Origin of the sequence: Bartonella ancashensis, assembly GCF_001281405.1 — a bacterium.
Lineage (GTDB): Bacteria > Pseudomonadota > Alphaproteobacteria > Rhizobiales > Rhizobiaceae > Bartonella > Bartonella ancashensis.
The window spans coordinates 702,398-715,525 of sequence record NZ_CP010401.1 but is presented as its reverse complement, the minus strand read 5'-3'; the positions used below and the strand labels follow the sequence as shown (position 1 = coordinate 715,525).

The 13,128-nt window shown below is 38.5% G+C and carries 12 protein-coding genes; 3 read left to right on the top strand and 9 right to left on the bottom strand.

Annotated features, from left to right (window positions below):
* Positions 1-701: 701 nt before the first annotated feature.
* Positions 702-1,790, bottom strand: a complete 1,089-nt coding sequence (locus PU02_RS03100; RefSeq protein ID WP_053944036.1) for a 2'-deoxycytidine 5'-triphosphate deaminase — start codon at positions 1,788-1,790, stop codon at positions 702-704.
* 332 nt (positions 1,791-2,122) lie between these two features.
* Between PU02_RS03100 and mutL the strand changes: the two genes are divergently transcribed.
* Entirely contained in the window at positions 2,123-3,964 is a 1,842-nt protein-coding gene (gene mutL / locus PU02_RS03095) for a DNA mismatch repair endonuclease MutL (protein ID WP_053944035.1), read from the top strand.
* A 118-nt stretch (positions 3,965-4,082) separates the two neighbouring features.
* Positions 4,083-4,322 (top strand): DUF2093 domain-containing protein, encoded by a 240-nt coding sequence (locus tag PU02_RS06560; protein WP_071628362.1) that lies wholly within the window; start codon positions 4,083-4,085, stop codon positions 4,320-4,322.
* A gap of 37 nt (positions 4,323-4,359) precedes the next feature.
* Here PU02_RS06560 and lpxK read toward each other — a convergent pair whose 3' ends face one another.
* From lpxK to PU02_RS03055, 8 genes are all read right to left on the bottom strand, one after another.
* Positions 4,360-5,385: a tetraacyldisaccharide 4'-kinase gene (gene lpxK, locus PU02_RS03090; RefSeq protein WP_053944034.1), complete on the bottom strand. Its 1,026-nt coding sequence runs from the start codon at positions 5,383-5,385 to the stop codon at positions 4,360-4,362.
* Positions 5,386-5,392: 7 nt separating this feature from the next.
* Entirely contained in the window at positions 5,393-6,697 is a 1,305-nt protein-coding gene (gene waaA / locus PU02_RS03085; protein ID WP_053944033.1) for a lipid IV(A) 3-deoxy-D-manno-octulosonic acid transferase, read from the bottom strand.
* A gap of 10 nt (positions 6,698-6,707) precedes the next feature.
* Positions 6,708-7,460, bottom strand: coding sequence for a lysophospholipid acyltransferase family protein (locus PU02_RS03080; RefSeq protein WP_053944032.1), 753 nt, complete (start codon positions 7,458-7,460; stop codon positions 6,708-6,710).
* 60 nt (positions 7,461-7,520) lie between these two features.
* A complete protein-coding gene (locus tag PU02_RS03075; protein ID WP_053944031.1) occupies positions 7,521-7,766 on the bottom strand; it encodes a DUF4170 domain-containing protein in 246 nt (81 codons plus the stop codon).
* Positions 7,767-7,811: 45 nt separating this feature from the next.
* Positions 7,812-8,615, bottom strand: a complete 804-nt coding sequence (locus PU02_RS03070) for a 3'(2'),5'-bisphosphate nucleotidase CysQ (protein ID WP_053944030.1) — start codon at positions 8,613-8,615, stop codon at positions 7,812-7,814.
* Positions 8,602-9,933, bottom strand: a complete 1,332-nt coding sequence (locus tag PU02_RS03065) for a TldD/PmbA family protein (protein ID WP_053944029.1) — start codon at positions 9,931-9,933, stop codon at positions 8,602-8,604. The genes PU02_RS03070 and PU02_RS03065 overlap by 14 nt, the downstream gene beginning before the upstream one ends.
* A 539-nt stretch (positions 9,934-10,472) precedes the next feature.
* On the bottom strand, positions 10,473-11,024 hold the full coding sequence (gene rsmD / locus PU02_RS03060; RefSeq protein ID WP_053944028.1) for a 16S rRNA (guanine(966)-N(2))-methyltransferase RsmD: 552 nt from the start codon (positions 11,022-11,024) through the stop codon (positions 10,473-10,475).
* Complete coding sequence (locus PU02_RS03055) at positions 11,005-12,381, bottom strand: pseudouridine synthase (RefSeq protein WP_053944646.1); 1,377 nt, start codon at positions 12,379-12,381, stop codon at positions 11,005-11,007. Before PU02_RS03055 ends, rsmD begins: the two co-directional genes overlap by 20 nt.
* A 272-nt stretch (positions 12,382-12,653) precedes the next feature.
* Here PU02_RS03055 and PU02_RS03050 point away from each other — a divergent pair, with 272 nt between their 5' ends.
* The gene (locus tag PU02_RS03050; RefSeq protein WP_053944027.1) at positions 12,654-13,112 is read left to right on the top strand and encodes a nucleoside deaminase; all 459 of its coding nucleotides are present in this window, start codon (positions 12,654-12,656) and stop codon (positions 13,110-13,112) included.
* The last annotated feature ends 16 nt before the right edge of the window (positions 13,113-13,128 follow it).

Sequence of the window (13,128 nt, the reverse complement as noted above, 5' to 3'; positions counted from 1 at the left end):
AACTTCCCTGTACAATATAAGTTGGATAGTCTTTGCTGATATTGGCTAAATTCGTATTTTTGCACACTTTACAAAAATCTATAAACTAGCCTTCCATACATGGATATAAGATCATATAAAATCTTGTATTAAGCCATCGTCTCATAAAATTAAAGGACAATTCCCAAATGACACCAACAAATCTGAATATAAAATGCGAACATCCTATGAACGTGGAGTATATTAACAGAAGAAACTAGTGTGCACACTCTTACTCTTCAAAGTTTATCTGATACCATCACGAGCAAACCTGCAGCCGTTTAAGAGATAAAATTGAAAATAACAACAAGGTTAAGAACCATACTCTTTAAAAATTAGTAGCAAAAAAATTTTTATTTGTCGTAACACACACAGATAAAATCTGATAATCGTATTCATAACAAGCATACTCAAAAGCTCATTTAAACATCAACCTTATTAACCTAACTGAAAAATTTCCCTATAGTCCCTATCTATCAAGGTTCATATAATTACACTTCCATGTTACTTCAGCATAAATTACCATCAGTGCCATCAAAATAGAAAGGGAACAACCAACATCCCAAAGTTTGTGAGAGCATCAGAAAATAGTCATAATATCATGATCTACACAAGCCAGAAATACCCCTACCATCAGAGTAAACGTTTTACCGATACTTTTATATAACTTCATTTTTGAAAATTTATTTAAAATGCTTAGATAATTTCAGTCCCTGTGCTTGATAATGTGAGCCAATATCATGTCCATAAAGAGCTAACGGTCTACTAAGCATAGGTTCATAAACTAAACGTCCAACAATCTGATTGTGCTCCAAGATAAATGGAACTTCATAACTGCGTATCTCTAAGACTGCCCGCGCCCCTTTGCAGCCTGCCTCTGCATGCCCGAACCCTGGATCAAAGAAACCTGCATAATGCACTCTAAATTCCCCGACCAGAGGGTTAAATGGTGTCATTTCAGCTGCATAAAGTGGAGAAACATGAACAGCCTCCTGTGAAGCCAAAATATAAAATTCATTAGGATCAAGAATTAATTCCTTTTCACCACAATTGTAAAGAGGTTCCCAAAAATCCAAAGCATGAGCACCAGCACGTTTATCAACATCAATGACGCTTGTATGGTGTTTACCACGATACCCCACAAGCCCATCTTCATCTCCTTCTAAATCAATAGAAATTGCAAGACCTTCATCACTAATATTAGGCATATCATCTGATGTCAGCGGGTCATTTTTATGTAAAGTGCGCAACTCGATTTCATTCAGGTAATGTTGTCCTTTTCGAAACCGAAGTTGTGATAGACGTGAACCTGTGCGAACTAAAATCGGAAACGTACGCGGACTAATTTCAAGGTAAAGTGGACCGTGATAACCTACACAAATCTTATCAAATTCTTGTGCGTTATCAGTGATTACACGCGTAAAAATATCTAATCGCCCCGTTGAACTTTTAGGATTAGCAACCACAGATAACGTTTGCGGCAAAGTTAAATGTTCTAAAAGAGGAACAATATACACACACCCCGTCTCCAAAACTGCGCCATCTTGTAAACTGAACTCATGTAACTTCAACCGTTCAAGTTTATCATAAACTTTCGTATCGAGCCCTGGCATGAAGGAAGCGCGCACACGATATGCTTTATCACCCAAACGTAAATCAAGACTCGCAGGTTGTATCTGATCCATATCAATAGAACCTATAGACCTAAGAATGCCTTCATCTACTAAAGCATGTATGTCTCTATCTGCGAGAATACCATTCATACGCATCACGTGCCTGCCTTCCTTTTCCTAACTTCTTTGACATAGAACATAGCTCAACTTAACCTAAACACCAGAATAACAAAAATTCATCCATTTCCGATTTTGTTAGCTAACTGACCTCTATAATCAATGATTAAAATTATAACCGACAGAACAATGTTAGGTAAAGAACCTTGAAAGAAAAACTAAAAATTTCAATTTGAGTAAATTTTCCTATCATGCAGAGTGAGAAAAATTATTCTGAACATATCGTGCTATAACCATCCCGAGATCAGGAGAAAGTATTGTCATCCCTTTTTAAAATTTTTATACAGAAAATAAAGCATGTTGGAGTTTAAGTAATGACTATACGCCATCTTAGTGAGAATATTATTAATCAAATTGCTGCTGGGGAAGTTATCGAGCGGCCAGCGAGTGTCGTTAAAGAGCTTGTCGAAAATGCTATTGATGCAGGAGCGACTCGCGTTGAGATTACCACGGCAAATGGTGGAAAAAATTTTATCCGAGTTAGTGACAATGGTTCTGGAATTTCAAAAGATCAACTAATTTTGGCGGTTTCACGCCATTGTACATCTAAAATCGTCGACGATATACATAACATTTGTTTTCTTGGATTTCGAGGAGAAGCTCTACCATCCATTGGCTCTATTGCCAAACTCAAACTAACTTCACGGATGCAAAACACTGACGGTGCGAACGAGATTACCGTAACAGCAGGAAAAATTGAAGGCCCCAAGCCAGCTGCAGCCAACCCTGGAACTACCGTTGAAGTGCGCGATCTCTTTTTTGTAACTCCAGCACGATTAAAATTTATGAAAACTGACCGCACTGAAGCAACTGCTATTACAGATATGGTTAAACGGATTGCTGTTGCATTTCCACATATTCGATTTTCACTTTCTGGCACAGACAGAACCCCTATGGAATTGCCTGCTACAGAAAATAATATCCAAGGGAAATTGCAGCGTATTACCCAAATAATGGGAAAAGAATTTGCTTCCAATAGTGTTGAGATCTACGCTGAACGTGAAACAGCTCGTTTAACTGGTTTTACTTGTTTACCATCTTTCAATCGCAGCAATAGTATGCATCAATTTGTGTATGTTAACGGACGCCCAGTGCGTGATAAATTATTGTGGGGAGCAATCAGAGGAGCCTATGCTGATGCGATTGCTCGAGATCGTCACGCTGTATCCGTTCTCTTCATTGATTTACCGCCTATAGATGTAGATGTTAACGTACACCCAGCAAAAGCGGATGTTAGATTCCGTGATCCTGGTTTAATTCGTGGTCTGATCATCGGTGCAATCCATGAAGCGCTACATCAAACAGGTGTCCGTCATGTCTCGACAAGATCAGAAAAAATGCTTATAGCATTTCAAAAAAATTCGTCCAATGCTTTCAAAAATACTCAAAGAACTCTTCCCCATAATTTTCAATCTTATCATGAAACATTGGCAACAGCCTCAATGCTGCATAAACCGCTCGATATGATTGATCATTGCGATTTTGGAAAAGATATTAACCCTGTAATGGATTGCTTTGAAGAGCCAAGTGGTGATACACGTGCAGCAAAAGAAATCCCTTCATCAGAAGTGGAAAACTATCCTCTCGGTTCTGCAAAAGCACAAATTCATAAAAATTATATCATTGCACAAACTTGCGATGGCCTCGTCATTGTTGATCAACACGCTGCACATGAAAGATTGGTCTATGAAGCACTCAAAAATTCCCTTTATTCTAAACCACTTCCTTCACAATTGTTGCTCATTCCTGAAGTTGTTGAACTTTCTGAAGAAGATGCAACATGCCTTTTAGCTCATAAAGATTCTTTACAGAAATTTGGTTTAAACATCGAACAATTTGGACCTGGTGCAATTGTTGTACGCCAAACACCTTCTATGTTGGGAGAAGTTAATGTAAAGGCCCTCATTCAAGATCTTGCTGATGAAGCTTCTGAATATGACACAATAAACAACTTAAGAGCAATGCTTGATCATATTGCAGCAACCATGGCTTGTCATAGCTCAGTACGTTCAGGACGTATCTTATGCCCTGAAGAGATGAATGCACTCTTGCGACAAATAGAGAAAACACCCAACTCAAGCACATGTAACCATGGTCGTCCAGCTTACATCGAACTCAAACTCACTGATATAGAGCGTCTTTTCGGTAGGAAATAATCAACTTCCTTTCAATTTTCACAAAAATGTTATTTTGCACATTTTCCACTTTATAGGATATCCCACATTCTGCTATCTGTATTGTTTTCACAACAAGGAAGAAAGGTCATAATAGAAAATGTTTTCTAGTGATGAACGTGAAGCAATAATTAGTTACTCAAGTAATGAATACAAAATCATAAAATACGGAACTTATACTGTTTGTGCTGTTAGCAAACAAAAAATTCCCCTCGACGATCTAAAATACTGGAATCATCACCGCCAAGAAGCATACGCTAGCTGTGAACTGTCCTATCATCGTGAACTTGAATGCAATCCGCATCTTCGTCAATTACTCAGTAAATCTCAAAATAACTAATTAATACTTTGAATGCAGGAAATTTTTATTTTCACAATCACATACTACAAGGGCGCTTTCGTTGCCTGAAGCGAGTCATAACTTCCTCAAGAATTTCATGGCAAAAATCTTTTTGAAAAAAATCCATCTTAACATCAAATACAATTAAATTCTTTAAATTTCTTTGTAAACCTTGTGCTTGCATGCGAACATAATCTTTCGCAGTCGTAGCGAGCCACAAATTCTGAATTTGCGCTTTTTGTACAAGGCTTTTTATATCACTCACAGTGAAAACGTAATGATCAGGATAAGAAACCTTTTGCACAACATGACCAGACATTTCTTCAATGGATCTGAAAAATTTATCTGGATTACCGATACCCGAAAAGGCTAAAAAAGACTTTCCTGTAACTTCACTAGAAACTAACGATTTAAAGCAAGCATAGTGTAAAGATTTATCAGAAAGTACTGCTAAAGATGCTATATTGTCACACTCACTCAAATGGCCAATGCATAAGATACTATCCATAAAAGAAAATTGCACATCTAAAGGAGCACGCAAAGGACCTGCTGGAAAAACCGCTCCATTTCCAAAACCACGCATCGCATCTACGACGAGTAGTGCATAATCCATATAAAGACGACGACTTTGAAACCCATCATCCATCAAAATAAAATCACAACCTTCTCTCTTAAGTCGTTGTGCCGCTATATAACGATCGGGTGAAATAGCAACAAGAGCATGATGAGCTAACAAAAGAGCCTCGTCTCCAACATGATCGGCATTATCACGTTTTACATCAACAAGATGAACCCCCTTCACGATTCCACCATAACCACGCGAGACTATACCAGGATTTAAACCAAGCTCCCTGGCCAATTGAGAAAAAGCAATCACAACAGGCGTTTTACCAGTTCCTCCTAAAGTAAAATTTCCAATACATAAAACAGGTAAATCAACGATGGGAGGAGTTTTTATCATTCGATAACGTACATAACAACCATAAATACTTGCAATTGGTGCTAATAAAAAACGTAAAAAACTTTTTCTTTTCCACCAAAATCGAGGAGCTTTAATGTACATACTGACTCTAACACCGATTTAAAGTTTTTTGAATAATAAGCGGTTGCAAAAATGGATATAAAACCCTCCGTGTACATTCAAAAGCACCAGCCATACCTGTTGCCACTTTATAAGCCTTATCAGCCATTTCTTGTCTCAGAACTTCATTGCCTAAAAGCACATTTATTTGGAGAGCAAGCTGTATCTTGTTTTCAACGACGCAAGCCGCATCATGAGATAAAAATTGTTCAAATATATCCTGAAAATTTGAAAAATTAGGTCCTGTCACAATTACTGCACCAAGGAAAGCAAGCTCCAATGGATTGTGGCCGCCGCTACTACATAACGATTTCCCAATAAAAGCGACCTTTGATAAACGAAGGAAAAGACCCATTTCTCCAACCGTATCTCCTAATAAGACATCTGTCTGCGAATCTGGAACAATGTTACTACTTCTGCAGACATACTGAATACCCTCACGATCACATACCTTCATGATAGCCTCTGTACGCTCGATGTGACGGGGCACAATAATCGTTAATAAATCTGGCCAATAATTTTTGAGAGTTTTATGAACTTCAAGGGCAATTTCTTCTTCTCCCTCATGAGTCGAAACAGCAGCCCAAATCGGGCGATTCCTGATAAAATTGTGATAGCGTGTAAGCAATTCTTGATCTTCAAATGGTACAACATCAGCCTTAAGATTTCCGGAAAGAACTACAGATTTTGCCCCAAGAGTCTGATAGTAAGCTACATCCCTTTCATTTTGCCCAACAACCATATTAATATGCTGAAAAATATATTCAGAAAAAGCCTTCATTCTTTGCCATACTTGAAAAGAACGTTCCGACATATGAGCATTCACCCAAATTTGTGGAATACGTTTTTCAGAAAGCGCTATTATCCGCAAAGGCCAAATTTCTGACTCACAGGTTAACACCAAATCAGGTTTCCAGTGATTAATAAAACGATGTATTATTAATTCTAAATCTAGCGGAGCATATTGATGAATCAACCGCTCCCCAAAACGATTTTTTATAAAAGAAGAAGACGCCACTGTGCATGTTGTCAATAACACATTAATATTAAGGGATAAAATATACTCAATGAGAGGTAAAAGGGCCTGTGTCTCTCCAACACTAGCTGCATGAAACCAAACCAAAGGACCCGAGGGACGCAACTTCTGACTTTTGCCAAAACGCTCTTTTCGACGCCTAACCTCTTCCTTGCCACGTAAAACACGGACAAATAAATAAAAGGAAACAAAAATATATAAACAAAAACCTATTGCCCGATAAAGTGAAATAGCTGCTCTTGCTTTCAATTTCATCATCCAATTAACCTCACTGACTACTTTTAAGACGGCTATATGCCTCATCTGTTAAACGATTCATCATATTTGTTAATTGAACACGTTTTTCCTCTAATAAAGCATCATCAGCATCTTTAGGAACAAACAATGCAGTTCCCATGAGAAAAATTGAACGCCCAAAAGGAAGAGGAATTGCAGTCTTGTCCCATGTTTTCTCAAGAACTTTTTCGCGTGAAAATGCATATATGTAAGGAACAATGGGACGGCCAGAAATTTTAGCTAATAAAATAATTCCTCTTCCAGACTCTCGTGCTTTTCCATGTGAAATATCTGCAATCATCACAGCTGTTTTACCAAATTTAAGAGCGTTTTTAAGTGCCAATAGTGCTCGTGCTCCTCCTTTATTAACAGAATGCGTTGGACATCTTCCTCCTGAACCACGTACAATCTCAACCCCCATTTTTCTCGCTAACTGCGCATTTATTTCTGCATCTGAAGAACGAGAAAACATAGCAACAACTGGCTCACCTGGTGGACGAAGAAATGGCGCCATAATATGACGCCCATGCCAAAAGGTAATAATAAACGGACCATAAGTATCATGTGCCTTTTTTGCATCATCCGAACCTTTTAACAGTGGATTTGTCCAGTACACAAGACGCAAATAATTTATCAATATCCAAACAAAAAGAAACTTTATAAACTTGTTCTTCACTAATTTATCACGATTTTTTCGCCAAAACAGCTTTAAATAATTGTCTTTTTTCTGAATTATTTCCTTCATACGACAAAATCCATCCCACTCAATCTCATCATAGTGCTACAATAATGACTGAATACTTATTTATGACGCATTACCTGTTTCAAGATCAAAAAATCGGTGTAAATGCACGATATAATATCGTTGTAGCGCGTTATCTACAGTGCTTTGTGATTTTGCCCGCCACATTCCTTCTGCAGATTTATAATCCGGAAAGATACCTACTATATCCAAATCATTCAAATTCTTAAATTTATTATCTTGAAGATTTTCTAACTCCCCACCAAATACAAGATATAGTAATTGTTTCTTCTCATTGATCGCGGCCATACCCGCCTCCATATCATCCAAAAATCTTAAAATACCGCTCTCTGATTAAACTAACTTTGCCTGGCGAACAACATCTATCATATTTTGACGACAGTTATTCTCGCCTGCAGCTAAAAACCCATATTGATAAACTTCTCCGCCGTAGGAAATAAATGGTGCATCAAACGATACTAAGTGCCCACCACATTCTTCAATAATGAGGTCAGCGGCAGCAATATCCCAATCATGGCAATTTGGCCGAACCAACACAGCATCAACCTCACCCTTTGCAGCAAGAATGATACGGTATGCAAGGGAAGAAATATTATCCAAGAACCTCACTTTACTACAAAAATCAAATGGTAACCTGTGGATGATTGATTGATCAATAGAAACCCTATATTGTTGATCTATTCGAGATTCTAAAAGAGGCAATCTCACACCATTTAATTTTGCACCTCCCCCCGCAATGGCAGCATAAACATCACCCTTAGCTGGACACTGTACAACACTTACAACAGGACGCCCATTTTCAATTATGGCAACAGAGATACACCAATCAGTATGGCCAGACAAAAAGCCACGAGTCCCATCGATTGGATCAACTAAAAAATAACGCCCACAGCTCTGTTGTTTGCGTTCATTATCCATTTCTTCTGATATCCAATCATAATTTGGCCGTGCTTCAAGAAGTTTTTCCTTTAAAAAACTATCAACAGCCAAATCCACCTCACTCACCGGTGAGTGACCATTTTTAATCCAAACTTTCAAATCACATCCAAAATACCCCATTGCCAAATTCCCTGCCTTCTGACAAACATTTAGCAAAAGATCAAGATCCGAATAATAACGAGTTTTATTGTCCTGCAAGCGTCATCCCTTCAATTAACAAGGTCGGAGAAGTCGTACTGTAACGTCTGTCAATATCATTTGCAGGCGTCAAATGAGCCAACATATAAAGCAAATCAGATCCCAATGTTACCTCACTTACTGGATAAGTAATTTCGCCATTTTCAATCCAAAAACCTGCAGCACCACGACTATATTGACCTGTTACAAAATCAACACCATGTCCAAACAATTCCGTAACATAAAAACCTTTTTGTAAACTTTTTATCATATCTTGGGGTGTAATTGACCCAGGCTCAATAGCAAAATTGGTACTCGCTGGTTGAATAAATGATCCAGAACGAACCCCATGCCCATTTGTTTCAAGCCCCAATTCACGAGCCGAAGATAATGAGAGAAGCCAATTATTTAAAACACCATCTTCAATGACATTCAGTGCTTGCCCTTCCACACCTTCACCATCAAAAGGACGAGAAGCGTTTCCCCTCAACCTCAAAGGCTGATCCGTTACATTGACACCAGACTTCATCACTCTTTCCCCTTTCAAATTTTGTAAGAGGCTTGTTTTGCGAGCTACAGATGCCCCATTAACCATGGATGCAATATGTCCAGCAATACCACGAGCTATACGTGAAGAAAAAATAACATCAACTCTCCCTGTAGAAGCACGAACAGCTCCCAAACGTTGAACTGCTCTCATCCCTGCATTTCTACCTACAATTTCTGCCGCTTCCAAATCAGAAAAATGCAAGGCTGTTGTATAATCATAATCTCTCTCCATCATTGTACCTTCACCCGCAAGTACACTACAAGAACGTGAAAAATTACTGGAACGATATGCACTTAAAAAACCATTGCTTGTCACAAGAGCAAGCCCTTTATGACCATACGCCGCAGCTGCACCCCCAGAATTATTCACTCCTGCAACACCAAGAGCGGCAGCTTCCATTTTTAACGCATCATCTCTTAACGAATCACTCTGTGGAACAAAACTATCGAAAAGATCAAGATTCTTAGGATGTTTAACCAAAAAATCCTTATCAGCTAAACCTTCAAACACACTGTCCGGTGAAGCTTTAGCCATTGCAACAGTACGCTCCGCTAACTCTTGCGGACAAATTGCCAAATTAGCAGATACACTAGCTACTTTTTTGCCAACAAATGCTCTCAATGTGAAGTGATCACTTTCTGAAGATTCTGTCGACTCAACTTTACCAAAACGAACTGATACACATACAGAACGGGAACAAACAACGACAGCATCGGCAGCATCAGCTCCATAACGTTTAGCTTCCTCAACCAACGAAGCAGCTTTATCAATCTGATCCTCGATACGCATCGTAGACTCCTTCACACACTTACTTCACTTTGATAGGTAATTTATAAAGACCTACAAAATTAACTCCTACATATCCCTACGCTTTTTCATGGTATACCACAAATATATTCTTTAATTTTTAATTCATAAGTTTCTAAATTTTTGTACCATAAGGATCCCTCTAATTTTTAGAGGGGCTAAAAATCTTATGAAGAGAACCTCTGATTAAATATGCGGACACACTTTCAAAATACCAACTGCCCAAAATTGTAGCAATAAAATATTTCAATTCAATTATTAACGCCCAAAATATCATCAGTGTTTGTTAAAAAAATTTACCCATTCAATATAACAACTCAAAAACCGTAAATAGCAAGCTACACAACTACTTGAAATCATAGTGACCATAAATTTAGTTCGCTAAAATCGGTATCCTGTAATCTAGCTTCAGCCAATCAGATAACAATTTGTTTGCAGTTTGCACCTATTTAATTGACGATACGAAAAAATCATACTGATGCTCCAAATGAAACGGATATTTTTCAGATCGCGCTTTATAATCAGATTTTGTAAATGCGCACCACTGTATCACGATAAAAACGCTCATCAACCAAGTGAAATACACCAGGTAAATTTATAATAGCCCTTTTTTCTTCCTCGAGCACAAAAAATGCTTCATCTTTTGCCCATCCTCCCCTCAATATCTCTACAAAAGCCTTTTCACCTAAACAGCGCCCGTAAGGAGGATCAGCAAAAATTACGTCAAATGGCTGCATTGTCCCAATATAACCAAGTTTTGTTGCATCACGACGCAAAATTCGTCCTACCCCCTGTAATTCAAATGCTTCAATATTTTTCTGTATCAGACCGCGTCCTTCAACAGAATTTTCAATAAAAACAGCTGCTTTTGCCCCACGTGAAAGTGCTTCAATTCCTAAAGCACCTGTACCCGCAAAAAGGTCGAGAACACGCTTCCCCACCCAAAATTTCTCTTCTTTACTAGAAAAAATATTGAAAAGACTTTCACGTGTACGATCACTCGTTGGTCGAATAAAGTTGCTCGTAGGTGCGAATAAAGTGCGACTCGAAAACTTACCGCCAACGACCCGCACGACTCTCTCCAGATAATTTAGATTTTTTAGAATTATTATCAGACGGTTTAAATTTTTTTATGCGATCATAAGGTGATATTTTAGCTTTTCGTCTTCCAACTAACGAATTCTCATCATACTCATTCTTGATACCCACCAACTTCTTCTTGAGATGCTTAACCTCCTTGTTCAGAGAATTCATTTCACGAGGCAATATCCGATCACGTTCTTTGTTGAAAGAATCAGATTTTTCACTCTGTTTTAATTGTCTAGCACCATCTTTATGAAATCTTTTTTTGCTGGAAAAAGAATCTGAATAACCCCGTTCATCATCACCATGAGAGTGAAATTTTTTACGCTCAACTTGTGGACGAGCACCTGAAGCCATCCACACATTAGAACGACGCGATCGCGATAAAAAACGCTCTTCCTTACTACCTGATCTGTCATCAAGTTTTGTACCTAACCGTGCACGATCACGTTCGACAGAACGGCTTCTAGTGCCTTGGCGAGCTTTACCATTATCAGAAAAAATCCAGCCTCCATTTCCTCGAAAAGATTGTTTATCATTTTCTTGTTCAGAAACAACTGCTGAATTTGAGAAAGGTTTAAGAATAGGCGCATCAAAATTGGCATTCGCCTGCATAATTAAACGTTCTCCTAATTGATCACGTAATATTCGTCCTCTCAATTCACGCACTGCACCTTCTTGCAAATCAGAGAGCTGAAATGGACCGTATGATACACGTATTAAACGATTAACTGATAACCCCAATGCACCCAAAATATTTTTAATCTCACGATTTTTTCCTTCACGCAGAGCAACAGATAACCAGATGTTAGATCCTTGTTCACGATCAATTGATGCTTCAATCGAACCATAAAAAATACCATCAATCGCAATGCCATTTTTGAGATTATCTAGATCTTTCTGTTTCACTTTTCCATAAGCACGAACCCGATACTTACGTACCCACCCTGTTAAAGGAAGCTCCAATACACGCGCCAAGCCACCATCATTTGTTAACAATAACAATCCTTCCGTATTAATATCAAGCCTACCTATGGAAAGAACACGTGGCATCCCTTCTGGTAAACAATCAAACACAGTAGGCCTATTTTCAGGATCACGATTTGTCGTAACAAGCCCTGCCGGCTTATGATATAGCCACAACCGTGTTCGCTCTACAGGAGGTAAAGGTGCTCCGTCAACCATAATGACATCAGAATGTGCAACATTTAAAGCAGGTGTTTTTATAATTGCACCATTCACCATAACGCGGCCTGCGATAATCATCATTTCTGCATCACGACGTGATGCTATACCAGCACGCGCTAGCCTCTTAGCAATCCGTTCACTTTCACAATTTTCACACACTTTTTTTTCACTTTGTTTTTTTCCATATTGTTCAGATGACCTATGGTTCGTTTTATGTTGTTTCTTATGAAAAGCGCGGGAAGCATAATCCTTCGTCATTCTTTATCCTTTGGGAATTTATATATCCTATTTACCTTTAAGTAGGCTTTAGACTCTTTTTAGAGGTAATGTAATCCCTTCCATTGTAAACAAGTGTAGCAGGCTTACTCGCCTCACAGCAAATTTTTATATATAATCTTTCAACCATATCTACTATCAAAATAGAAAAAAATATGACTCTTACCCCTATGGAAATAGCTCTTCTAGAAGCACAATTAGCAGCAGAACAGGATGAAGTCCCTGTAGGAGCTATTATCACACGTGGTAAAACTGTTATCGCTCGAGCAGGTAACCTTATAAAAACTCTACATGATCCTACAGGACACGCAGAAATACGCGTCATTCGTATGGCCTGCAAAATACTACAAAGTGAAAGACTTCCTGGTTGTGATCTATACGTAACACTCGAACCCTGTGCCATGTGTGCTGCAGCCATTTCGCTCACACGCATACGACGTCTCTATTACTCAACGAGTGACCCAAAAGGAGGTGCTATTGAACACGGCCCCCGCCTCTACCAGCAGCAAACTTGTCATCACATGCCTGATGTTTATTCTGGCTTTAAAGAAAAAGAAGCAAGCCTATTACTTAAGGAGTTCTTCGCACAAAAACGTAACAAAAACACCTCTTGATAAATAATCAATTTTT

Bases quoted from the DNA above. Each gene is read 5' to 3' on its own strand.
- PU02_RS03050 (WP_053944027.1), top strand. From the start codon at position 12,654: ATGACTCTTACCCCTATGGAAATAGCTCTTCTAGAAGCACAATTAGCA.
- PU02_RS03080 (WP_053944032.1), bottom strand. From the start codon at position 7,460: ATGAAGGAAATAATTCAGAAAAAAGACAATTATTTAAAGCTGTTTTGG.
- PU02_RS03075 (WP_053944031.1), bottom strand. From the start codon at position 7,766: ATGGCCGCGATCAATGAGAAGAAACAATTACTATATCTTGTATTTGGT.
- waaA (WP_053944033.1), bottom strand. From the start codon at position 6,697: ATGATGAAATTGAAAGCAAGAGCAGCTATTTCACTTTATCGGGCAATA.
- lpxK (WP_053944034.1), bottom strand. From the start codon at position 5,385: ATGTACATTAAAGCTCCTCGATTTTGGTGGAAAAGAAAAAGTTTTTTA.
- PU02_RS06560 (WP_071628362.1), top strand. From the start codon at position 4,083: ATGTTTTCTAGTGATGAACGTGAAGCAATAATTAGTTACTCAAGTAAT.
- PU02_RS03065 (WP_053944029.1), bottom strand. From the start codon at position 9,933: ATGCGTATCGAGGATCAGATTGATAAAGCTGCTTCGTTGGTTGAGGAA.
- mutL (WP_053944035.1), top strand. From the start codon at position 2,123: ATGACTATACGCCATCTTAGTGAGAATATTATTAATCAAATTGCTGCT.